Here is a 20,685-nt window from a genome sequence, read left to right as displayed (position 1 = left end):
CCTCACAGGGCGGTGTAGGCGTCGCGCCACGACAGGGTCAGGCGGCAGGTGTTCGTGTAGTCGGTCGCGGTCCAGCGGATCTCGCTCCTCTTGGGCGGGATCTGGAACAGGTCCATGCGGCTTCCCGAGGTCAGTGCCGTGGCCGCGTTGCCGGACCCGTTGCGCAGCACCCAGCGCGTGCCGGGCCGGGTGTCGATGTCGATCCACTCGCCGGCGCCGAGGGTGATCTGCAGCTGCAGGTACCGGCCGGTCTCCACCACCCACACCTTCGGGTTGGTGACGGGCCCGTCGATCCGCACGGACGGCCAGCCCGCCTTGTCGCCGTTATTGACGACCCAGCCGGGCCGCTCGTCGGGGTTCGACACCCCCGTGGTGATCGGGGCCGTGACGGGGGCGGTGAAGCCCTCGTCGTCGTTGGAGATGTCCAGCGGCAGCACGAGGGCCTGCGAGTCGTCGGCGTGCCAGCGCGGGTCCAGCGCCGCGAAGTCCAGCGTCAGCGGAATCCACCCGTAGACGGCCTGCGCCATCGTCACGGCCTCCACGCGCCGCCACCGACCGTACAGGCGCTTCACGTCCCGCCCGGGCCACTTCACGCGCAGCACCGCCAGAGCACCCGCGGTCCTGCGGATGCCGTCGACGTCGGTGACCTGCTGCAGGCGGGCGAGCAGGTCGAGCGCGGCCGCCGGATCGTCCGGGGTGCGGATACCGGCCTCGATCGTCACCGCCCGCGTCCCGTACAGGTCCACGCCCGGGAAGCCGCCGTCGTCGGTGGGATTGTCCACGTCGGCCGTGCGCAGCTCGGGCGCGCCGAAACCGGTGACCTCGCCGACCGGCAGCAGCGTGCCCGAGCCGATCACCAGGCCCCCGCCGACGTCGAACTGGTAGTCCTCAAGGGCCGTCATCAGAGCTTGCCTCCTCGCTGCGCGGCACGAAGGCGCCGCATCACCTCCGCGCCCATCTCCTGCGCCACGCCGTGGCCGCCCGCGCCGCCGGTGACCGTCACCGGCATTTCGCCGATCAGCGGCGCGGCCGACTCCTTGACCACCACGACCTGCACGCCGCCGGCGGGACGCGCGTCGACGGGCATCGGGCCGGTCACGCCCTGCGCGGTGAGGGCGTAGCCGAACCGCTGCGCGACGTCCTCGAGTACCGCCGTCGCCGAACCCCGCTTGGACTGGCCGAGCGGGATGTAGGCCTCGCCCCCGGTGGAGGGCTCCGCGAACCTGACCAGGCCGTTGCTCGTCGCGTACAGGCCGGGCGTCAGGACACCGCCCCCCGCGTACGACAGGCCCTTGTTGGCCCGCCCCAGGTCCGCCAGGAACTTCGCGGCCCGCGACCCGAGGGCCTTCTGCAGCTGGGCCTTGCCGGCGTTGGCGACCTCGATAATGCGGTCCTCGCCGAGCTCGGTGGCGGCCGCGACCTGGTGGATGCCCGTCTTGCTGGTCTTGACCGCGCCGATGATCGCCAGCAGGTCGGCCAGGTCCTCATCGGACAGCGTTGCCGACGCGGCCTTCGACGCCTTGTTGGCCTTCGCCGCGGCGCTCTTGCTCTTAACGGCCTGCGCCGCGAGGTCCTGCGCGGCCTGGTCGCCCTGCGCGGCGAGCCGCGCCGCCAGGTCCCCGTAGCCGGAGGCCGCTAGCTTCGCAAGGTTCTGCTGGAACGCCGACGTCTGCTTGGCGGCGCCGCCGAGCTGGCTGGTGAAGTCCGACAGCGACGCCTTCGCGGTCGCGGCCAGCCTCTTCAGGTCGCCGGCCATGCTCTTGACGTACTTCGAGGTGCCGGTGGCCATCTTGTGGGTCAGGTCGATGCCGTCGGCGCCCATCGCCTCCAGGGCGTCGGCGACGTCCTGCCCGGCGCGGCGGGCCACCGTTGCCAGATCGCGGCGCCACCGCTGCGCCAGCGCCACGGAGTGGTGCAGGTTCTTGCTGAACTTGCCCAGGTCCAGGGCGGTGCCGTTCTTGTTCATGGAGTCCGACGCGATGCCGGACAGGGAGAACAGGCCCTCCATGCCCCCGGCCGCCGTGTACGACCAGCCCGACAGGCCGCCCTCGGCGTGGTACGTGACGCTCGCGCCGAACCGGTGCGCCACCTCGTCGAGGATCTGCTTGGAGCGGTTCCTCTTGGACGGGGCCAGCGGAATGTACGCCTCTCCCGGGTACGTCTCGGGCTCGGCCCACACCCGCCACGACCCCGCCGGCGCGATCTGCGCCACATGGTTCTCCCGGCGCACACCGCCGTCGGCGTAGAACGACAGCAGACCGCCGTCGGCCTGCGGCTGCGGCTTGTTCGCCCACGGCACGTTCGACCCGGGCGCGATGCGCGGAATGACCGTCACCGACACCGGCGCGGGCGGGTCGACGGTGACGGAGATGTTCTTGGAGCCGGGGATCTCCCGCACGCTCGCGCCGATCAGGTCCAGCTGGGCCTGCACGGCCTTCATGTCGCCCGACAGCAGCGCCGACGTCAGGGACTGCGCCGCGGCGGCGCCCTTGGTCTTGGACACCTGGGCGATCAGGTCGAGCATGCCCGTCCACTCGACCTTGGCCTGCCCGCCGACGGTCTCGAAAGCCCGCACGACGCCTTGCAGGTCCTGCGCGCTGATCGGCAGGTCCGCACCCCAGATGTTCTGCAGCTGGGTCATCGCGTCAGTCACGTTCCCCGACAGCAGGGCCTGCTGCAGCGCGGTTGCCGCTCCTGCGCCGCCCTCCCGCGCGACCTGCGCCAGCAGGCCCATGCCGCGCTGCAGCTCCTTCTTCGCCGAGGCGCTGCCCTTCTTCACCGCGCGGGACAGGTCGGTGACAGCCATCTCCTGCATGACCTGCGCGAACTTGCCCGGGTCGTTGGTCGCGGCGGCCTCCGCCCACTTCTGGGCGGTCTTCTTGCCGTACCTGCTGGCGATCGCCGGCAGCTGCTCCAGACCGGCCCGGAACGTCTCCTTGGAGCGGGACGAGGACTCCGAGATGATCGACTGCAGTTCCTCGGCGACCTTCGTCTCGCCCTTGCCGAGCTGCTTCACGAGCTCGTCGAGGATCGGCGCCGAGGACACGCCGAGCTCGGCGAAGTGGTCGGTCAGGCCGGTGTAGCCGGACATGGCCAGAGTCGACAGGTTCTTCTGGAAGTTCCGCTGCGCCTTCAGCTGCGACTGCAGCTGGTCCATGTAGTCCTTGAGGGACGCCTTGGCGTTCTTGTTGGCCTTGGTGACCTTGTCCTGCGCGTCCTGCCACGCCTTCGCCGGGTTCACGATGTCGCCGAGGGCCTGCGCCATCGCCTTCATCTCGTCCGTGTACTGCGGCAGGCCGTCCTTCCCGATCGGCAGCAGCTGGTCCAGGCTGAACAGGTCGCCAACCTTGACGCGGGAAGAGGAGATTCTCGCGTTGACGATGGCCAACTGGGCGGCCAGCGACGCCTCGTCCTTGACCGCCTTGGACCAGATGCCGTGCTGCTTGTCGAGGACCTTCTTCGCCGCGTCCCACCGCGTGTCGTGCGTGACGACCGGCGAGCCGGGCGTCGTGAAGAACGACGCGTCGCGGCCCTCCTTGAGCTTCGCGTACAGCTCGTCGAGCTTGGTCCCGCCGGCGGTGATCGCATCGATGGCGGTGGTGGTGGAGACCCCCAGCTCTTCCAGCTTCTTCATGTCCTCGCTGTTGGTCAGCTGCTCGGTCAGCTTGCGGACACCGGCGCCCGCGTCGCCCTCCTCGCGTTCGGCCCGCAGCGCCTCCACCAGGTCCGCCGTTGCGGCCTTCGCCCTCTCCTTCGACGCCGAGTACGCCGCGTACGCGGTCACGCCGATCAACAGCACCGCCGACAGGGCGGAGACGGCCAGACCCGCGCCGCTCAGCACGGCAGGAAGCAGGGCCCCTCCCGCCCTGAACTCGACCATCGCCAGGCGGAACGCCGCGATCTGCACGCTCATCTGGCCGATCCCGGCCCGCAGCAGCAGCGTCGCGGCCAGAAGACCCAGCAGGGCCCCGCCGGCCGACTTCACCGACGAGGGAAGGTCGCCGATCGCACCCGCGAACACCGACAGCGCCTCACCGACGGCCTGCAGCGCCGGCAGCAGAGCCCGGCCCAGGTCGACGCCCACCGCCTGCACCCGGTTGGAGAACATCGCCCACTGCCCCGAGGTGGTGTTCATCTGCAGCTCGAACGCCTTCTGGGTGGCCCCGGCGCGCTCCACCTGGTTGGCGATGCCCTGGTAGGTGTCGGCGAAGTTCTGGCCGTCGTTGGCGGCCAGCGACAGCACACCCCGGACGGCCCGCACGTCGACGAACAGCTTGCTCATCGCCTCGGACGAGCCGCCCGTGGCCTTCGTGACCTTGTTGACGACCACGAACAGGCCGTCCTGCTGCAACGCGGACGCCGCCGACTCGTACCCGAGCATGTGCATCACGTTGGTCAGCGCGGTGGTGGGCGCCATCATGCGCGTCATCACCTGGTTCAGCGAGGTCGCGGACTCCGCTGCCGGAACACCGGACAGGGTGATCGCCGCGAACGCCGCCGACAGGTCATCGAACTTCACGCCGGCGGCCGCCGCCATCGGCACCACGTCACCAAGGTTCTGCGCCAGCTCCTCGAAGGAGATGACGCCCTTGTTGACGGTCTGGAACATGACGTCCATGACGTCGCCGGCGTCGCCGGCGGTCAGGCCGTACGCCTTGAGGACGCCCAGCAGGGCCCGCGCGGACGTCTCGGTGGTCGTCAGGCCCGCGCTGGCGCCCTTGGATGCGGCCTGCAGGATCTGCATGGCCTCCGCGCCGTCGAAGCCCGTGGACACGATCTGGTACAGGCCCTCGGCGAGCTGCGTCGACGACTGCGTCAGGCCCGTCGACATGCGCACGATCTGGTCGGTGAAGCCGCTCACCGAACCGGCGTTGATCTCCTTGGAGATGGTCATGACGTTCGCCATGCGCTTCTCCAGCTCCACGGCCTGCAGCACGCCGGCACCGAGGACCGCCGACAGGATCACCCCCGACCGCAGGTAGCCGCTGTTGCGGGCCTGCGTCGCAGCGCGGGTCTCGGCAGCGGCCGCCGCCTCGGCCTGCCGCACCGCGGCCGCGTTCGCCGCCGCACGCTGAGCGGCAGCACCCTCCACCTGGGACTGGGCGGCAACCGCCTGCAGCGCCCGCCCGTCGGCCACCTCCCGCGCCCGCACCGCCCGCGTGGCCACGCCCTGCGCGCGAGCCGACGCGGCCGCCGCGGCGGCCGCACGCTGCTCCTGCAGAGCCTGCGCCTGCGCGGCCCGGGTCGCCGCAGTGGCGGCAGCGTTCGCGGTGGCCTGCGCTGCCGCGGCGCCCCGCCCCGTGGCAGCCGCCGCGCGGGTGGCCATGCTCTGGGCGAGGGCCTGGGCGCGCAGCGCCCGCTCCCCGGCCGTGACCGCAGCCGTCCGCTCGACCTCCGCCCGGGCCGCCAGGTTCGCGGCCAACGCCGCAGCCCGGCCACTGCGTTCGGCCGCCGCCCCGGCAGCCGTCTGCGCGGCCGCCGTGCGCTCCACAGCCGCCGTGACCCGGGTCTGGGCCACGACGGCGTCAGCCGAGGCGGAGGCCTGCAACCGGGCCAGGCGCTGCGTCGCCGTCCCAGTCTCCATCAGCGTGCGGTTGACCTGCTGCAGCTGCCCGTCGAACTGGCGGAGCTGCGTGGCACCGGTTCGCAGACCGCTGGTCAGTCCGGCCGTCGTCGCCTGCAGGTTGACGTACAGGTTGTAGCCACTGGCGGCCACCTACTGCTCCCGTCTGGGCTTGAGCCCGATCTTGACCCCGCGCCCATCCGGTCCGTCCGGAACCTGCTCCCGTTCCATCTCCACCAGCTCGCACCCCGGGCATGTGTGCGAGTCCGGCACGTACGCGAACCGGTCCCCGCCCAGCTCCGGCCGCCACTCGTCCATCCGCGTGCCGCAGCCCGTGCACACCGCCCGGGAGTACGCCAGCCACGCCAGCGCCTTCGACCGGTCCAGCGCAGTCCAGCGGCCCTCCCCGGCCCCCGTGAACTGCGAGTGCGGAATGCCGTACGTGTGGCACAGCTCCATCTCCGCCCGGAAGCCGGGGTCGGAGATCAGCCTTTTCCCAGGTCCGCTCGGAGCGTCTGGTTGATGACGAGGGCGGCCGTGAACAGGGCCTTCGCGTCGCCGTCCGACCAGGTGTCCAGCAGCTCCTGCGCGTCGGACCCGCTCATGCTGTCGACCTCGGCGCCGCCGGCGTCACGCTCGACGTGGCACGCCTCGATCAGCGCGGCGGGGAAGGTGTCGACGTTGTACTCCATGCCCTGGTCGGCCTGCGCCTCGGTGGGCGCGTGGTCGCGCAGCAGCTGCTCCCACACCGGCCGGGGCAGCGCCCGGAAGGTCAGGGTCAGTGTCGCCTCGGCCAGGGCGTCCTGCGCGGCCGTCAGGCCCGCATCGGCGGTGAGGACCTGCGGGTTGGACGCCACGAAGGCGTCGCGCTGATCCTCGCGGATGCCCTGCTCGGTGCACTCGGCCAGCGCCGCGGCGCGGGCCTTCGCCAACGTCACCGCCGCGTCGGTCACAGCGGTCTTGACGTCCTGGTCGTCGCAGATCGACACGGTGCGCTCGGCCAGCTTGCGGGCCCGCAGCCGGGACATCTTCGCCGCCCAGTGGGCGTCCTTGGCGACGGCAGTCGCCGGCGGCTCGGTGGTGGTGCTCGTGGTCATGCGGATCCCCCCAGGATCAGACGGCGGCCGGGACGGCGGCGTCGAGCGTCGGCTCGTCGGACACCGCGAACGTCACGGTGAACTTGGCCGGGTCGGAGCCGGCGGAGTAGGCCGGGGCGCGCGAGGCCACACGCACCGGGAAGACGTCCATGGACTTCGACTGCGGGACGTCGCCCTTGCGGAGGATGACGACGTAGCCCTCCTCGCCCTTGGTGAGCAGCGTCTCGACGGTGTCGCCGGCCTTGTCCTCGTAGAACGTCAGCGTCGAGGCGTCGGCCTTGTCCTCACCGGGGATCGACGTGGTCAGCGTCGAGCCCAGGTCGGGGGTGTCGATGGGGGAGTTGCCGAGCGACCAGCCCGCGATGTCGGAGATCGCACCGGACAGGTCGGTGCCGGCGGCCAGCTCCTGGCGGGTCGGGGTGTTCGTCACCGCGGCGATGGTCGACAGGAAGTAGAACTTCGTGACGCCGCGGCGCATGAACCTCTGCTGGGTGGAACCCATGAGGGTGTCTCGCTCTCCGGGGACCCCGGCCCCCGGAACACGGAGGCCCGTCCCCAACAGGTCGCAAATGCGAGCCAAGGGGTCAGCCCGTGCCATGTGGCCGGACGTCCGCGAGTGGGCCTCCGCGGTGAGGTGCGATCAGGCGTCAGCTGTTCGGTGTCGAGACCGTCAGGACGAATCGCTGCACGTAAGTGTAGGTGGAGTTCACGACACTGGTCCCTTCCTCCCGGTCCAGCTCCCGGCCGATCACGGTCCCGCCAGACACGTTGATCGGGTTGAGGTACTGGCCGCTGCCCGGCACCCGGGCCAGAAACGCCTGGCGGGCCTTGTCGGCCTGCAGGCTCGCCTGCTCGGCCGTGGTGCCCACCGACGACACCTGCAGCAGCACCCGCGCATCGGCGTCGCTGTCACCGAACGCGGGCCCCAGGCCGGCGACCTGCCCCAGCTCGTACAGCACGCAGTACGGGATGGTGACGCCTGTGGGCAGCGACGCCGCAGTGGGCGCCGTCCCGTACCCGCACGAGCGGCCCGTGGCCGTCTGCAGCATCGCCTGCGACGCGAGCGCCACTTGGCGCCCCGACACGCTCATCTACTTCTCCTCGTTGTCGTTGCTCACGGCCTGTCCCCCTCGGCGACCCGGCCCAGGGCGGCCACGAACAGCGGGCCCACCCTCTCCACGGCCGGGCCGACGTGCGCGTACGGCGGCTGGTTGAACACGCGGCCCAAGCTGTCCGGACCGACGTACCCGTACTCCAGGCGCGCGGCCTGCGGCTTGTTGGTGCCGACGACCGCGGTCACCCCATCGAGGCCGATGTGCACCTCGTGCGTCCACGACCGGCGGTAGTCGCCCGTCGGCGCGTTCGGGCCGGGCCTGCCCGACGCGTTGGCCTTGATCTGCGTCTCCAACAGCATCGCGTAGTGCCGTACCACCGACACCGTCGACGGCAGGACCGTCACGGCGCGGGCCTGCAACTGCGCGGCGACCTGAATGCCGTTGCTGTAGGCGCCCGCAACCACTAGCCGCTCACCTCCGGCTGCCACAACCCGGACGCCCACTCCTGCAGCAGCCGCAGCATCGCCCGCGTCAGCTCATGCGGCCCGCCATCCATCAGGTCATGCCGGGCCAGGGCGTACCGCTCCAGTTCGCCGGCGTCGATCGCCGACAAGAACGCCGCGGCGGCCGGTCCCGGGTCCGGGTCGACACCGACAACGACGCGGGCCAGACCGTCGAACTCGTCCTTCACCAGCGGGGACAGGCGCAGCATCAGCTCCGCTGCCTGCCCGGCGCGCTGGCGAAGCTCGTAGCCGGACACGTGGCGAGAGATGTCGAGGCCGTCGAGAGCCACCGACCCGGTGGCGTGTTCAGCGGTAATCCGCACCTGGTGCAGCTCGTCATCCATGCCGATCAGCCTACGAAGACGCGCGGACAGTTCTACGAACTCCCGCAAGGAGACGCCGGGACCCAGGAGCGGGCTGCGGCCTTCAGCATCGTGATCTGCCTCAACGACCGTCGATGGTCGAGCCGGCGCGTTCGGTGAATGGAACGCTCGGGTACGCGGCCGAACGGAGAACGGGCCCGCCACCCATCAGTCGGCGGGCCGGCAATCAAACGGCTCAAGGGTCTTCGACTGGCCAGATTGACAGCGGACTTGGAATGCGTGCCCCCTCACTCCTGCCGTCGAAATCCGCCCACTACAGTTCTGCTCACGATCAAGAGCTGCACCAGGAGGCCAAGGCATGAGACTTGCCAGGATCGCGCTCGCTGCAGCGGTATCGCTGGTCGTTCCCGTGATGGGGCCGGCCACGCCTGCCACCGCGACGAACGCCGACTCCGGTACGCCTCTTCCGCTGACGAACTTCTCGAGCATGCTCGTGGACGCGAGCCACGACCACCTCATCCTCGGTGACTGGGGGCATGGCGTACTCGTCACTGATCTCGCAGGACACCCGATCGCCGAGGTTCCCGAGCCTGGCACAGAGGGCATCGCCCTGTCGCCCGACAACCGTACGCTCTACGTCGCCATGGGAACGTCGGACGCCATTGCGGCCATCGACATGAACACACTGACGGAAGTGGCCCACTACGAAACCGGCCAGGGAATCCAGCCCCATGCCGTCGCCTTCAGCGCAGGAAAAATCTGGTTCGGCTACTACCGGGACGCGTGGACCGGGGGCCTCGGATCCATAGACCCGGCCCAGGGCGCTCCTTCCGAGACGCTTGAGGAGATCGGCCGGGCCGGTGCCCTCGCAGCCAGTCCCGCCGCGCCGGGGACGCTGGTGGGCTCCTTCGACGACGGCAACGGCGAACTGGACACCTTCGACGTGTCGAGTGGTACGCCCCGCGTCGTCGCCCGCAGATCCACCTGGTCGTGGGAACTGGCGATTTCGCCCGACGGCAAGTACGTCGCCACCAGCGTGGACGGAGTGCTGCGAGTCGACGATCTCGCCAGGAGCGGGCTGTATCCGTCCTTCCACTACGGGCAGGCAGAGTCTGCCCCCGCCTTCGCCGCCGATGGCACGTTGGCCTTCGCGGAACAGGACGGGGAGGGTCCCTTCCTTCACTATGTGGTGCGGACTTTGGGGCCCCAGGGGGAACCGCTCCGCACCTACACTTTCGGTCCTGAACAATCGGGCGAGGGCGTGATCGCAGGACTCGGCTGGGTCCCGGACGGCAGCAGACTCCTTGCAGTCGACGCCCAAGGGAGTCCGTACTCGCTTCACGCACTCGGTGATCCGGAAAAGGCCGACATCGAGCTCGCCCCGCTCGAGACTGACCCTTGGCTGCCTGTCGCAGAGAAGTCGTTCGAGCTGACGATCGCTGCCAGGTCGGCCAAGGAGTTCGACCGAAACACGGTCTTGCATGTCACTCGTACCGATGCGAACCATCCCGGCGTCGTCGTCCTCCCCGACGTCCCTGTACGTCTCCAGGCTGCCTACCCGCCCGTCGGTTTCGTCATCCGCGACACGGCGCCCGCCGGCACCTACACCTACCACGTGACACTCGACGGGGATGCGACCCACATGGCCGCCGACAGCCCCGCGCCGATCCTGGTCCATCACCCCACGGCACTGACCGTCGCCACTGACGCCACCACCTACAGCTACGACGCCACGGCCAAGGTCACAGCCCACCTCGGTACAACCCAGGACACACGTAAGGTGTCGATCTACGCTCAGCCCTACGGCGGCAAGAAGACCCTGATCAAGACCGCAACGGTCGACAGCCACGGCAACCTGGCGACGAGCTACAAGCTCACCCGCAGCACCACCTTCACCGCTGCCTTCGTCGGCGACTCCGCCTACCCCCCGGCCACGGCCACCCGCACCGCCGGTGACCACGTGAAGGTCGCGGTTTCTCTGAGCAGTTACTACACGAGCACCCACTACGGCAGCACCCTCTACCGCGTCTACCACCACACCGACAAAGCCAAAGAGAACGTCACGGTCACGCCCAACAAGGACGGCCAATGCCTCCGTTTCGAAACGCAGCGCTACTACAAAAGCGCCTGGCACACTCTGAGTACCTCATCTTGCTCCACCCTCAGCCGCACCAGCACCGGCTCCGGAACCATGGCCCTCAGCCATGCGACCAACCAAAGGCTCCGGATGCGCGCCGAGTACGTGCACAGCTCCAAGGACAACACCAACCTCGACACCTGGGGTGCCTGGCAGTACTTCACCGTCAGGCGATGACCCGCGTCGGAAGACCCTGGTCCTCCCGACGCCACACCGACCTCCTCGCGCCGCCGACGTGCTGTGGACGGCGGACTCCCCACAGGCGCGGCCACGTACGTCACCTCTGGATTGTGCTCGCCCAGGGCTACCTGACCGTCGCGGCACACGACTGACGTCGCCCGGCACCGCGCGAGGCCGCCAGCGGTCCGCAGCTCAGATGGCGCTGGACGCGGTCGTGATGCGTTCTATCAACCGCGTGGAGCGGCAGATCTCCACCGTCGACGCCTCGGTGAGGTCATCGGCCAGCCAGGTACGCCCGGCCAGACCGCCCGTCTCGGTGACGACCTCCACCAGGTCACCGGGCAGCGCGATCGGCGCCGTCACAGGCGTGATGAGCCGGTACCAGGACGAGCCCTCCGACACCCAGTCGGTGCCGAGGACCTGCCCGAGCACGATCTGCCCGTGCGTGGACAGCACTGCGCCCGGGCCCTCGTACACCGTGCTGGTCGGGGTGTGGCCCGGCTCCCCCGTCTCCGGGTCCAGGACGGGTTGGCCGGCGGTGCGGGAGATTCGCACCGTGTCGGTCAGCAGCGCCTCCAGGTCAGCCTTGGCCTGCGCGATGTCCAGCCCCATCACGCCCCCGCGGTCTGCGTGATCTCGGCCAGCCAGGTCGTGCGGACCACGGCGAGACTGTTGGCGTCGGAGATGTCCATGACCCGCCACACCCTGTTGGCCAGACCAGGGTCCTGCGTGGCGTGCGTGACGCGGACGTGGTCCTCGCGGGAGGCCAGCGGCACGTCCAGCGGCGTCAACAGCCGGTACCGGTTGCGGGTGTCGTCGGCATACGCCTGCCCCTCCAGGGACAGGACCAGGCCAGGGCCACCGGCGGCGAACACCGCACCTGATCCCGAGTAGACGATCGAGTCCGGACCGGGGTGGTACTCGCCGGAGTCCGGATCAAGCACCGGCTCCCCGGGGCGGTAGATCTCGACAGTGTCCACGAGGATGCGCGTCTCGACGATGGGGGCGACGGCTGCAAGCGAAAGCCCCTCGGAGGGCGGAGGAGTGCTCATACGTTCGAGCGTAGGGGGGCGTGCGGACAGCCCAGCCCTAGGAACTGTGGGGCGGCACAGGCTTGCTGAGGAACATGAATAGGAAGATCGACACGGTGTACACGGCGACCACGATCACGGTGATCACCACGAGGACCGCCACGCTGGCATGCGTGAGGCCCTTCCCCCAGATGAGGCCCAAGCCCACGCCCAGGCACAGACACCACCAGCCCATCAGGATCCACCACGCCCTGAGCTCCTTGCGGTACTCCCCCCACTTGTAAGCCCGCTCCTCAGGAGTGTCGTTCCAGATCCGGCGATGCCAGGCCATGTAACGAGCCTGCTGGTCCCAATCCATCGCGCCCCAGTCGGACGTCCGTAGCGGGATCTCCAGGCCGATCCGTTGGAGGTACTGAGCGCGTTGTTGGTAGCTCAGGTCCCGCCAGCCCATCGGCGGCTGCCACGTCATGAGCTCCGCACTGGTCCTCAGCCTCATGGCCGCCACGGTAACGACGACACCGGCCGCCTCGCAGGGGTACGGCTCAGGTGAGGGGCGGCAGGACCTCGTACCAAAAGAGCATCGACGCGTCGTAGCCTGCACTACCGAAGCGGTGGTACTCACCGTCGCTGCTCAGCATCAGCAGCAGGTTGGCCCGCGCGTGGACGTCTGTCGGCTGGATTAGCCAGGTGATCTCCAGATCGCCACCCTGGTGGTTGAGGCGACGGTTGTCCGGGGTCTGCAAGGTCCAAGAAAGGGCTCGGTTCTGTGGGTCGACGCCCCGGCAGGTGAAGGTCACTACGTCGCCGGGGCGCAGTGTCATCTTGGTCTCCAGGGCCAGCATCTGCTCCTGGACGACGAGGGCATGTTCACTGCTGTTGCCGAAGCTGTCTCGCACCAGTTCGATGCGAGGGAAGTACGCGCCGGCTGGGTCCTGACCGCTGATGTGTATGGTCACTCGGTTCCTGATCTCTCCAGCGATGGCGCTCAGCAACTCCTGCTCGAAGGGCAGGAGTTCGCGGCTGTGGGCGACAGTGTTGCGCAGGGCCTCGAAGCGGTCCAGGAGGACGCTCATCTCCTTCTTGGCTCCCAGGGCCCCGTTGAGCGCCTCCCAGTACGTGTTGATCAGCCGGTTGAGCTGGGTGAACTCGGCGTACTCAATGAGGTTGGCCGAGACGGCGACGACGCCGCGTCTGGTGCGGCGCTTCTGCTCAACCGTCTGCTTGTCGCGGAGCCTGATCACGTCGTCGGGGTCGAAGACGCGGTCAATCCAGGCGTCACCGAACTTGCTCCGCAGGACGACGGTCAGCAGGTCTCGCAGCGATCGTTCACAGCTCGCCAGAGCTGCCGACGGGTCCATCAGGGGCATTCGGCTTTCCTCCGGGGGACGCAAGGGCCCCGTCTCCCGGACGGGGGTACCGGGAGGCGGGGCAGTCAAGGGTCGGTCAGACCTCGAAGTAGGCGACGATGACGATCGCGCCGAGCACGGTCACGTGGTAAAGCACGCGGGTGGTGCCCTCGGCGTACTCCCGCAGCGGCACGTGGCCCTCGCGGGTCGGACGCTCACTGCCGATCATCGGGTCCATGGAAGATGGTGACGATCGCCCGGTCCAGGCGCACCAGGTCCGACACCGACAGCTTGGTCAGGCCGGGCTCACACTCCGGGGTGAACGCCACCTGCGCACGCCGGCCGGGGGTGTGCTTAGGCGACACGGGCGTCGCCACCGCTCCCGGTGACGTCGACGCCGTGCGCAGCGAACAGCTCCACCCGCATGGTCTCCCAGTCGCGCGACAGGTCGATGCCGTTCTCGGCGATGCCGCGCAGCGACGCCGCCAGCAGCGGCTTGCCCGCCTCGTCGGCCTCGTCGGCCTGCTCCAGGATCGGCGGCTTCTCGTCGTCCTCGAATACCAGCCGCATGGGTATGCCCTCCATCTGCCTCGTCTCTCTCTGTAAGGTACGCCCGCCGTGGGGCGCGCGTCTGTTCTTCAGTCCAGGGCCGCCCAGTAGCGGCACCAGTGCTTGGCCATGCGGGCCATGTGCGTCTTCCACGGGGCGGCGGGTTGCTGCTCGGCGATGCTCGTCCACAGCCGGGCGCTGGCGGCCGAGAACAGCGCCACCTCCGCGCGGTCGGCGTTCTGCCACGCCGGGAGGGCCCGGCACACCGCGTCGGCCTCCGCCGGCGTGTGCCCGGCCTCCAGCAGCCGCAGGATCAGCACCACCGGGTCGACCCACGCGGGACCGACCGTGGGCCACGCCCAGTCGACGAGCCAGTCCCGCTCTTCCCCGAGCAGCACGTTGTGCGGCGCGAAGTCGGTGTGCAGCAGCGTCCGGCCGGTGCTCCAGCGTGCGGCCGCGTCCGGGTCGGTGAACTCCGACATGCGCTGCCCGATGTTGCGGACCACCGACGCTGGCGGGGTGTCGAGCTGCGCCAGGTCGCCGGCCAGCCGCAGCACGCGCGGCAGGTCGGGCGAGCCCGGCGCGTAGTTGGCGTGACGGCCGTCGGCGAACTCGTACCCGAGCAGGTCCCACCCTGCCTCCTGCACGCGCCACAGGATTCTGGGCGCCAGGCGTGGGGCGACGTACGGGTTGATCGCGGCCTCACGCTCCTGCGCCCGGATCTGGGAGTGACCGGACGGCATTCCCTTGACGAACAGGCGAAGCTCGGACGTGAACACGACCGCGGCGATCTGCGAGTTCAGCCCGCCCGCCACGGTCTCGGCTTTCAGGACCGGCCCCGTGTGGGCCTCCACCGCCTGGTGGACCGTCTCGGGCAGGTGGTCCCAGTCGATGCGCGACATGGACATGTGTGGCGCCGTTCCTTCTCGGACGAAACGGGCGGGGCCGCCCCGGCGGAACGTACCACCGGGGCGGCCCTCTCCGGCCTGTCAGTAGGCGTTGTCGTCGCCTGCGGTGCAGCTGCAGCTGGCGGCGTCCAGGACCTTGTCCAGGTCGCCGATGAAGATCACCTCGTCGTCACCGATGGCGCCCGGCAGCTGCGCCCCCAGGGGCGGGGTGGTGGTTCCCTGCGGGTCCGCCTCGGGGGGCGGGCCCGGCATGATCTCGACGGCTACGGCAGTCATCTCTCAACCTCCTGCGTGCTGGCAGTAACTGGACAGTGGTGCCTTGGCCTCCTGGTAGAGCTTGGCCAGGGGCCTACAAGTCCGGCAGGAGCCGGACAGGGCGCAGCCGGAGCAGCCTCCGGTGCGCAGCTGGAGCGAGTCCGCGATGCCTCCGAGGCGTCGCAGACCCTCCACTCCTTCGGCCATAAGGTCGATCTGCGGGTCTCGCCCGATCTTGCAGATCGACGCCTTGCCGAACGGGTCGGAGTGGAAGAACGTGTGGCCGGCGTTGCAGCCGGTGAAGACCTCGCGGGCCCGCTGGTAGCGGATCGACTGCGTGGCCAGGCCCGCGCCGTCGCCGCCGATGGTCGGCGACATGTTGGGGAAGACGTGGTGCGGGCCGTACCGCTCGGCCAGCGCCTCCATCTCGGCGACCTCGTGCTCGTTGTCCTTGGCCACGACGACGTTCATGCGCAGCGGCAGCCCGGCCTCGCGGGCGGCGTCCAGGCCGCGCATGAACAGCTTGAAGGCGCCGCGGCGGCGGGTGGTGGCGTCGTAGGTCTCCTCGGTCGCCCCGTACACGCTGACCGTCACCCGGTACGGGCGGCGCCCCCGGAACAGATCCATGATCGCCGGGGAGTGCAGGCGCGAGCCGTTCGTGGAGACCTGCAGCATCATGCCCAGGTCGTGCGCGTAGGCGTACACCTGCGGGAATCGCCGGTCGATCAGCGCCTCCCCGCCGGTGATCTGCAGGTACAGCACGCCCGCGTCGGCCATGATGTCGAGCAGCTGCTTCTGCTGCTCCCAGCCCAGGCCCTCGAACTTCTTCTCGCCGAGGTAGCAGAACTCGCAGTCGAAGTTGCAGCCCAGGTTGATCTCGTACGACGCGCGGACGTACCCGTACGGCGACGGCCTGCGGACCAGGATCGACTGGCCGCGGGCGCGGCCGGTCAGGTCCAGGCCCCATGCCTGCCGGGCCGCGTCGACGGCCCACGCCGGGACCGGGCTGTCCGGGCGGGCGTCGGCCAGCTCCTTGAAGCGGCCTGCGCCCACGCGGAGCCCGCTTTCCTGCCCGGGCCGCAGTAACAGGTGGCCGTCCATGAACGGGCTGGCGATCAGGTCGTGCATGTTTCCCCCTCTCCAAGTGGTTCCCGTCCGGCCGCCAGCGGGGAGGCGAAGCGGCCGGACGGGAGCGGAAGGGAGGGGGTGGTCCCCCCTCCCTCGTGCCCTTATTCTAGCTTCATTCGGGATGGAGCGCCAGCGATTCTCGGGAAAAATCGCAGGTCAGAGCCCTGCTGTCCCTACCGCGACCGGACTACTCACAGTCGAGGAGGCAGGGGATGGAACCGGCCCGGCAGCGCGCACGGGAAGACACGCTGCCGGGCCGGGGCTTCATATGGCCGGGTACCGGGCCACGGTCGCCCACACGGTCTTGCCGACCGGATCGCGGTCCCTGGCACCGAAGTCGGCGGCCGCCGCCCGCACGAGCATCAGCCCACGGCCGCTCTCGGCCTCGGCCGGCGCGATCACCGGACGGGGATGCTGACGGCTGGGATCGGACACCTCCAGCAGCAACGTCGCCCCGTCGTCGGTGACATGGACGTGCACCAGGTGCTCGGTGTCGCAGTGACGGATCGCGTTCGTGACGAGCTCGCTGGTGATCAGGACCGCGGTGTCCACCGCATCGCCGGGCACGTCCCAGCCGGCCAGAACCCGGCTCACCTGTCTACGGGCGACGTACACCGTCTTCGGGAACGGCGTGAACCACATCTGCCACGCCTGCGTGGCCGCATTGGGTTGCGTCATCACGGGGAAACAGCTCCCCCTTCGAGGGGCAGCACGCCCCATTCGAGTTCCAAGAGGTCACACCACACAAGTGGTGTGTGGGAAGAGTCCCGCCGACCCATAACCCGCGTGCAGGCCCACGTGATTACCCAACATGGATAAGATTCCGGTGCGTCAGATTCCTTCACTCTGCGCAACTGAGGCGAGGGGGATCGCCGATGGCCAGAACCGACGGACCGCGTGAACTACCAGCCGCGCTGCTCACCGACCCCGACATGGTCAACGCCTGCCGAACGCGCGACTTCTCCACGATCTTCGCCCTCGTACGGCGCCGTGCCGGGATCTACCCCTCCCGCGTCGCCGCCCTATGCGACATGACCCCCAGCCGCGTCGGCGAGATCATCGCAGGGCGGCGCAAACTCGCACACATCGACGTCATCGAACGCGTCGCCGACGGGCTGCGCATTCCCGGCGCGATGCTGGGACTCGCCCAGCGCCCCTGGGAGATCCCACCGTGGGCCACAGTTACCGAACCCGATCCGCAGCCGCAGGCAGCCCCTACCGTCGCCCCCGCGGCCCCCACCGCCGAACTCGACACCATCCTCCACCTGGTCGACGCCGGCGACGTCACACGCTCGACCCTCACGGCCATCCAGTCAGCCATCGAGGACTACTGGAAGCGCGACGACCAGCACGGCGGCGCGGCACTGCGCCCCGCAGTCGTCGGCCACCTGCGCTACGCCCAACAACTCATCGACGGCACCCGAGAAGGCCCCCTGCGACGCGGCCTGATCGCCCTCGCCGCCGAACTCGCGCGCATGGCGGGCTGGGCCTACTTCGACGCACGCCAGTACAGCACCGCCCGCACCTACTTCACCCAGGCCCTGCACCTCGCGCAGAACCTCGGCGACCGGCAGTTCGTCGCCAACGTCCTGTCTTGCATGAGCCTGCAGGCCACCTACGAAGGCGACGCCGGCGAAGCCGCTGCACTCGCACGCGCCGCCCAGGACACCGCCCGCGCCACCGAGGCCCCGGAACTCGTGATGGCCATGCTCCACATGCGGGAAGCATTCGCCCACGCCACGCTGCGCGCTGCCGACGACTGCCACCGGGCCCTCGCCCGGTCACACGCCGAGTTCCAACGGGCCGACACCGCCAACGCGCCGCAGTGGGTGCGCTACTTCGACGAGACCAAGCTGATCGTGGACACCGGCATCGCCCGCGCACAGCTCGGCGAACACCGGCAAGCCGAACCGCTCATCGCCGAAGGCCTGCGCCGCGAGAACCGCGACCAGCAGCGCGGCCGGGCCTTCCACGCCTTCTGGCTGGCCACCACCCAGCTGCACAACGGCGCCCTCGACCGCGCCTGTTCCACCGCCGGCCTGGCCCTGGACCTGGCCACCAACGTGGACTCCCCGCGCATCGCCGGCCACGTCCGCGAGTTCCACGCCCGACTGGCCACCAGCGCACGCGAAGCCCCGGTGATCGCCTTCGAGGCGAAGATGCGAGCGGCCTACGCCTAGCCCTTCGTCGCCTCATCCAGCAGCAGGTACAGCACCCCGATCAGGGAACCACTGGAGACGATCTCCCGCCGGTCGATCATGCCCCTGACGTCAGCCAGGGGCATCCACTCGATCCGGTCGGTCTCGTTGACCTCCGTCGGCGGCCCCACGTAGGTGCCCGCCTCCGCGCGGAAGACGAAGTGCTCCGAGTCCGTGATGCCGTTCGCCGGCTGCCCGTAGATCAAGGGCTCGACCGCCTTCACCCGCCAGCCGGTCTCCTCCTCCACCTCACGAACCGCAGCCTGCTCCGGAGTCTCCCCGACCTCGACCAAGCCCATGGGAAGCTCCCACGCCCACGTGTCGGTGATGAAGCGGTGCCGCCACATCATCAACACCCGCTTCTGGTCATCCACAACAGCGGCCACAGCCAGGTGCCGCAGCTTCACCACGTGGTGCTCCCAGCGCCGTCCGTCGGGCTGCTGCACGTCAACCAGCCACAGGTTCACCCACGGGTTCTCGTAGATCGGCCTCTCACCGTGGACCTCCCACTGCATGCCGCCCCGCCCCTCTCGCCGGTGGAGTCCACAGCATGTCAGCCGCCACCGGGGATCCGCCCCGAAGCTTGCCTGGCCACCGGACCGACTCCAGGATGCGGCAGAGAGCTCACGCGCCGACACCGGCCCGAAGCCCATCCACCGCTGCACCGAGGGTGCGAGATCAGCCAATAGCGGCATCTTCACCGGGCGCGTCCCGCCCAGAGCTATGGGTCATGCCCCCATGGGCAACGTCTCCAGGAGCCGCCACGCCGTTTCCTGTTGAGGCCGTTACGGCCGAGCCGTCGGCTAACGAACCCCGCCTTGGCGGCGCCCCGTCCTTGTCCTGGATCTCAGCGATCTGTGGTCTACGCACGACCGCTCGGCCGGACATCTGCTGCTCGGCGAGGTCGTCGCCACCGCAGGCCTAGTGCTGCTGATCTTCGGACTCGGCCCGCACACAGCGGCTGCACTTCGCGCCGGTCGCTGTCGCGTCCTACATCGGCGCCGCCTACTGGTTCACCTCCTCCACTTCCTTCGCGAACCCTCCCCGCCACCATCGGCCGGACCTTCTCCGACACCTTCGCGGGAGTCGCCCCCCGGCTCGTTCTCCGGCTTCATCGGCATGCAGATCATCAGCGGCATCATCGGCCCTGCCCTGGTCGCGCTGATCCTCGCCCGACCTGAGAAGCCGGCTTCCTGACACAGGCAGTCGTCAGCAGTGCGCAAACGCCGTGGGGCCCGAGTATCGCGGGCCCCACGCGCTTCGTGGTTCGCCCGATGAGCGAAGCCGGTACGCGCTAGTTATATGCGCACATATACGAATGCTAAGAGCGTGTCCATGCCGCGGCCCGGAGACCCTTCGGCGACACGGTTGCCGTTGGCCTGCATCGACTATGTGGCGTAATCACTCCGGCGTGAGGCGGGGCTGCGGCGGCGCGGTAGCGCTCTCTACTCTCCGCGTGCGCCCGCTCACGTCGACGCCCAGACTGGAAGGAGGGGAGGGACTAGCGCGGCCGCTGCCGGCTACTCCGTACGGATGCCTCCCTCCTGCGAGCGGGCCCTGACACTGCCGGGCGTCGCTCCCGAGCCGCAGTGCCGGCTCGGCAGCCCTTCGAAGGGAAACCTGATGGCTGATGTACCCAAGATCGCCCTCGCCGCCGCAGTTGCCGGGGGGTATGTCCTGGGCCGGACCAAGAAGGGACGAGTCGCCTTTGCGATGGCGACCTACCTGGCCGGCCGTCGGGTGGGCTTGGAACCCCAGCAGCTGCTGACGGAGGGGGTCAAGAGGCTGCGTGAACTTCCCCAGTTCGCCGACCTCAACGAGCAGCTGCGAGGTGAGGTATTCGACGCTGGGCGCAAGGCGATGGGCGTGCTGGCCGATCGTAAACTCGCCGACCTGGCCGAGTCCCTGCATAAACGTACCCAGCGCATCGGCAGCAAGGCCGACGACGAGGAGGAGGAGGAAGAGCCCGAGGACGAGAACGAGCCGGAAGAGGAGGAGGAAGAGCCCGAGGACGAGAACGAGCCGGAAGAGGAGGAGGAAGAGCCCGAGGACGAGAACGAGCCGGAAGAGGAGGAGGAAGAGCCCGAGGACGAGAACGAGCCGGAAGAGGAAGAGGAGGAGCTGTCGGAGCCTGCCCCCCGGCGTCGCGTGGCCGCCGCCAGGAAGCCGGATGAGGACCGGGGTTCCCGGCAGGGACGCGGCAGCGCGCGTCCCGAGAAGTCGTCCGCCGCTCGCAAGGCACCGGCTAAGAAGGCGCCGCCTGTGAAGAAGACCGCAGCGAGGAAGGAGGCGCCCGCCAAGAAGGCACCGGCTAAGAAGGCGCCGTCTGTGAAGAAGACCGCAGCGAGGAAGGAGGCGCCCGCCAAGAAGGCACCGGCTAAGAGGGCGCCGTCTGTGAAGAAGACCGCAGCG

At 69.5% G+C, this 20,685-nt stretch carries 22 protein-coding genes and 1 pseudogene; 4 read left to right on the top strand and 19 right to left on the bottom strand.

What is annotated here, in order from left to right:
• Nucleotides 1-2: 2 nt before the first annotated feature.
• The 8 genes from ACFWVC_RS32235 to ACFWVC_RS32200 all read right to left on the bottom strand — a co-directional run bounded on the left by ACFWVC_RS32235 (nucleotide 3) and on the right by ACFWVC_RS32200 (nucleotide 8,562).
• Complete coding sequence (locus tag ACFWVC_RS32235) at nucleotides 3-902, bottom strand: phage distal tail protein (protein WP_384295816.1); 900 nt, start codon at nucleotides 900-902, stop codon at nucleotides 3-5.
• Nucleotides 902-5,716 carry a phage tail tape measure protein gene (locus tag ACFWVC_RS32230; RefSeq protein ID WP_384295815.1) on the bottom strand — a complete coding sequence of 1,605 codons (4,815 nt, stop codon included), beginning with the start codon at nucleotides 5,714-5,716 and terminating at the stop codon, nucleotides 902-904. The genes ACFWVC_RS32235 and ACFWVC_RS32230 overlap by 1 nt, the downstream gene beginning before the upstream one ends.
• Nucleotides 5,717-6,022 carry a hypothetical protein gene (locus ACFWVC_RS32225; RefSeq protein ID WP_384295813.1) on the bottom strand — a complete coding sequence of 102 codons (306 nt, stop codon included), beginning with the start codon at nucleotides 6,020-6,022 and terminating at the stop codon, nucleotides 5,717-5,719.
• A gap of 26 nt (nucleotides 6,023-6,048) precedes the next feature.
• Nucleotides 6,049-6,660, bottom strand: coding sequence for a hypothetical protein (locus tag ACFWVC_RS32220; RefSeq protein ID WP_384295809.1), 612 nt, complete (start codon nucleotides 6,658-6,660; stop codon nucleotides 6,049-6,051).
• A 16-nt stretch (nucleotides 6,661-6,676) separates the two neighbouring features.
• The gene (locus ACFWVC_RS32215) at nucleotides 6,677-7,162 is read right to left on the bottom strand and encodes a hypothetical protein (protein ID WP_384295804.1); all 486 of its coding nucleotides are present in this window, start codon (nucleotides 7,160-7,162) and stop codon (nucleotides 6,677-6,679) included.
• Between the two features lie 145 nt (nucleotides 7,163-7,307).
• Entirely contained in the window at nucleotides 7,308-7,751 is a 444-nt protein-coding gene (locus ACFWVC_RS32210) for a hypothetical protein (protein ID WP_384295797.1), read from the bottom strand.
• Nucleotides 7,752-7,774: 23 nt separating this feature from the next.
• Nucleotides 7,775-8,179, bottom strand: a complete 405-nt coding sequence (locus ACFWVC_RS32205; RefSeq protein WP_384295790.1) for an HK97 gp10 family phage protein — start codon at nucleotides 8,177-8,179, stop codon at nucleotides 7,775-7,777.
• Nucleotides 8,179-8,562, bottom strand: coding sequence for a hypothetical protein (locus ACFWVC_RS32200; RefSeq protein ID WP_384295784.1), 384 nt, complete (start codon nucleotides 8,560-8,562; stop codon nucleotides 8,179-8,181). Before ACFWVC_RS32200 ends, ACFWVC_RS32205 begins: the two co-directional genes overlap by 1 nt.
• A gap of 337 nt (nucleotides 8,563-8,899) precedes the next feature.
• Here ACFWVC_RS32200 and ACFWVC_RS32195 point away from each other — a divergent pair, with 337 nt between their 5' ends.
• Nucleotides 8,900-10,855 (top strand): WD40 repeat domain-containing protein, encoded by a 1,956-nt coding sequence (locus ACFWVC_RS32195; RefSeq protein ID WP_384295779.1) that lies wholly within the window; start codon nucleotides 8,900-8,902, stop codon nucleotides 10,853-10,855.
• A 195-nt stretch (nucleotides 10,856-11,050) separates the two neighbouring features.
• Here ACFWVC_RS32195 and ACFWVC_RS32190 read toward each other — a convergent pair whose 3' ends face one another.
• The 10 genes from ACFWVC_RS32190 to ACFWVC_RS32145 form a co-directional block, all read right to left on the bottom strand.
• On the bottom strand, nucleotides 11,051-11,470 hold the full coding sequence (locus tag ACFWVC_RS32190) for a DUF6093 family protein (protein WP_384295773.1): 420 nt from the start codon (nucleotides 11,468-11,470) through the stop codon (nucleotides 11,051-11,053).
• A complete protein-coding gene (locus tag ACFWVC_RS32185; RefSeq protein ID WP_384295767.1) occupies nucleotides 11,470-11,910 on the bottom strand; it encodes a DUF6093 family protein in 441 nt (146 codons plus the stop codon). The genes ACFWVC_RS32190 and ACFWVC_RS32185 overlap by 1 nt, the downstream gene beginning before the upstream one ends.
• A 37-nt stretch (nucleotides 11,911-11,947) precedes the next feature.
• Complete coding sequence (locus tag ACFWVC_RS32180) at nucleotides 11,948-12,385, bottom strand: hypothetical protein (protein WP_384295762.1); 438 nt, start codon at nucleotides 12,383-12,385, stop codon at nucleotides 11,948-11,950.
• Between the two features lie 46 nt (nucleotides 12,386-12,431).
• Entirely contained in the window at nucleotides 12,432-13,256 is an 825-nt protein-coding gene (locus tag ACFWVC_RS32175; RefSeq protein ID WP_384295756.1) for a hypothetical protein, read from the bottom strand.
• A gap of 76 nt (nucleotides 13,257-13,332) precedes the next feature.
• Nucleotides 13,333-13,464 carry a hypothetical protein gene (locus tag ACFWVC_RS32170; protein ID WP_384295752.1) on the bottom strand — a complete coding sequence of 44 codons (132 nt, stop codon included), beginning with the start codon at nucleotides 13,462-13,464 and terminating at the stop codon, nucleotides 13,333-13,335.
• 125 nt (nucleotides 13,465-13,589) lie between these two features.
• Complete coding sequence (locus ACFWVC_RS32165; RefSeq protein WP_384295749.1) at nucleotides 13,590-13,805, bottom strand: hypothetical protein; 216 nt, start codon at nucleotides 13,803-13,805, stop codon at nucleotides 13,590-13,592.
• A gap of 68 nt (nucleotides 13,806-13,873) precedes the next feature.
• Nucleotides 13,874-14,692 carry an aminoglycoside phosphotransferase gene (locus tag ACFWVC_RS32160; RefSeq protein ID WP_384295744.1) on the bottom strand — a complete coding sequence of 273 codons (819 nt, stop codon included), beginning with the start codon at nucleotides 14,690-14,692 and terminating at the stop codon, nucleotides 13,874-13,876.
• 81 nt (nucleotides 14,693-14,773) lie between these two features.
• Entirely contained in the window at nucleotides 14,774-14,968 is a 195-nt protein-coding gene (locus ACFWVC_RS32155) for a hypothetical protein (RefSeq protein ID WP_384295740.1), read from the bottom strand.
• A gap of 3 nt (nucleotides 14,969-14,971) precedes the next feature.
• A complete protein-coding gene (locus tag ACFWVC_RS32150) occupies nucleotides 14,972-16,075 on the bottom strand; it encodes a radical SAM protein (RefSeq protein WP_384295738.1) in 1,104 nt (367 codons plus the stop codon).
• Between the two features lie 264 nt (nucleotides 16,076-16,339).
• Nucleotides 16,340-16,753, bottom strand: a complete 414-nt coding sequence (locus tag ACFWVC_RS32145) for an ATP-binding protein (protein ID WP_384295733.1) — start codon at nucleotides 16,751-16,753, stop codon at nucleotides 16,340-16,342.
• 197 nt (nucleotides 16,754-16,950) lie between these two features.
• Here ACFWVC_RS32145 and ACFWVC_RS32140 point away from each other — a divergent pair, with 197 nt between their 5' ends.
• Nucleotides 16,951-18,255 (top strand): hypothetical protein, encoded by a 1,305-nt coding sequence (locus ACFWVC_RS32140; RefSeq protein WP_384295728.1) that lies wholly within the window; start codon nucleotides 16,951-16,953, stop codon nucleotides 18,253-18,255.
• Here the strand turns inward: ACFWVC_RS32140 and ACFWVC_RS32135 are convergent.
• Nucleotides 18,252-18,788 carry an NUDIX hydrolase gene (locus tag ACFWVC_RS32135; RefSeq protein ID WP_384295723.1) on the bottom strand — a complete coding sequence of 179 codons (537 nt, stop codon included), beginning with the start codon at nucleotides 18,786-18,788 and terminating at the stop codon, nucleotides 18,252-18,254. The two genes, ACFWVC_RS32140 and ACFWVC_RS32135, sit on opposite strands and share 4 nt — an antisense overlap.
• Nucleotides 18,789-19,131: 343 nt before the next feature.
• Here ACFWVC_RS32135 and ACFWVC_RS32130 point away from each other — a divergent pair.
• Nucleotides 19,132-19,470, top strand: a pseudogene (locus ACFWVC_RS32130) (aquaporin family protein); the annotation flags it as partial.
• A gap of 426 nt (nucleotides 19,471-19,896) precedes the next feature.
• The coding region (locus tag ACFWVC_RS32125) for a histone protein (RefSeq protein WP_384295718.1) at nucleotides 19,897-20,685 on the top strand (789 nt) is incomplete at its 3' end.

This window comes from Streptomyces sp. NPDC058691 (genome assembly GCF_042714775.1).
GTDB lineage: Bacteria > Actinomycetota > Actinomycetes > Streptomycetales > Streptomycetaceae > Actinacidiphila.
This window is presented reverse-complemented; position numbering and strand designations above follow the sequence as displayed.

Excerpts from the sequence above, each read along its gene's own strand:
- ACFWVC_RS32235 (WP_384295816.1), bottom strand. The coding sequence starts at position 902 with ATGACGGCCCTTGAGGACTACCAGTTCGACGTCGGCGGGGGCCTGGTG.
- ACFWVC_RS32225 (WP_384295813.1), bottom strand. The coding sequence starts at position 6,022 with ATGGAGCTGTGCCACACGTACGGCATTCCGCACTCGCAGTTCACGGGG.
- ACFWVC_RS32220 (WP_384295809.1), bottom strand. The coding sequence starts at position 6,660 with ATGACCACGAGCACCACCACCGAGCCGCCGGCGACTGCCGTCGCCAAG.
- ACFWVC_RS32215 (WP_384295804.1), bottom strand. The coding sequence starts at position 7,162 with ATGGGTTCCACCCAGCAGAGGTTCATGCGCCGCGGCGTCACGAAGTTC.
- ACFWVC_RS32210 (WP_384295797.1), bottom strand. The coding sequence starts at position 7,751 with ATGAGCGTGTCGGGGCGCCAAGTGGCGCTCGCGTCGCAGGCGATGCTG.
- ACFWVC_RS32200 (WP_384295784.1), bottom strand. The coding sequence starts at position 8,562 with ATGGATGACGAGCTGCACCAGGTGCGGATTACCGCTGAACACGCCACC.
- ACFWVC_RS32195 (WP_384295779.1), top strand. The coding sequence starts at position 8,900 with ATGAGACTTGCCAGGATCGCGCTCGCTGCAGCGGTATCGCTGGTCGTT.
- ACFWVC_RS32190 (WP_384295773.1), bottom strand. The coding sequence starts at position 11,470 with ATGGGGCTGGACATCGCGCAGGCCAAGGCTGACCTGGAGGCGCTGCTG.
- ACFWVC_RS32185 (WP_384295767.1), bottom strand. The coding sequence starts at position 11,910 with ATGAGCACTCCTCCGCCCTCCGAGGGGCTTTCGCTTGCAGCCGTCGCC.
- ACFWVC_RS32180 (WP_384295762.1), bottom strand. The coding sequence starts at position 12,385 with ATGAGGCTGAGGACCAGTGCGGAGCTCATGACGTGGCAGCCGCCGATG.
- ACFWVC_RS32175 (WP_384295756.1), bottom strand. The coding sequence starts at position 13,256 with ATGCCCCTGATGGACCCGTCGGCAGCTCTGGCGAGCTGTGAACGATCG.
- ACFWVC_RS32170 (WP_384295752.1), bottom strand. The coding sequence starts at position 13,464 with ATGATCGGCAGTGAGCGTCCGACCCGCGAGGGCCACGTGCCGCTGCGG.
- ACFWVC_RS32165 (WP_384295749.1), bottom strand. The coding sequence starts at position 13,805 with ATGCGGCTGGTATTCGAGGACGACGAGAAGCCGCCGATCCTGGAGCAG.
- ACFWVC_RS32160 (WP_384295744.1), bottom strand. The coding sequence starts at position 14,692 with ATGTCCATGTCGCGCATCGACTGGGACCACCTGCCCGAGACGGTCCAC.
- ACFWVC_RS32155 (WP_384295740.1), bottom strand. The coding sequence starts at position 14,968 with ATGACTGCCGTAGCCGTCGAGATCATGCCGGGCCCGCCCCCCGAGGCG.
- ACFWVC_RS32150 (WP_384295738.1), bottom strand. The coding sequence starts at position 16,075 with ATGCACGACCTGATCGCCAGCCCGTTCATGGACGGCCACCTGTTACTG.
- ACFWVC_RS32145 (WP_384295733.1), bottom strand. The coding sequence starts at position 16,753 with ATGACGCAACCCAATGCGGCCACGCAGGCGTGGCAGATGTGGTTCACG.
- ACFWVC_RS32140 (WP_384295728.1), top strand. The coding sequence starts at position 16,951 with ATGGCCAGAACCGACGGACCGCGTGAACTACCAGCCGCGCTGCTCACC.
- ACFWVC_RS32135 (WP_384295723.1), bottom strand. The coding sequence starts at position 18,788 with ATGCAGTGGGAGGTCCACGGTGAGAGGCCGATCTACGAGAACCCGTGG.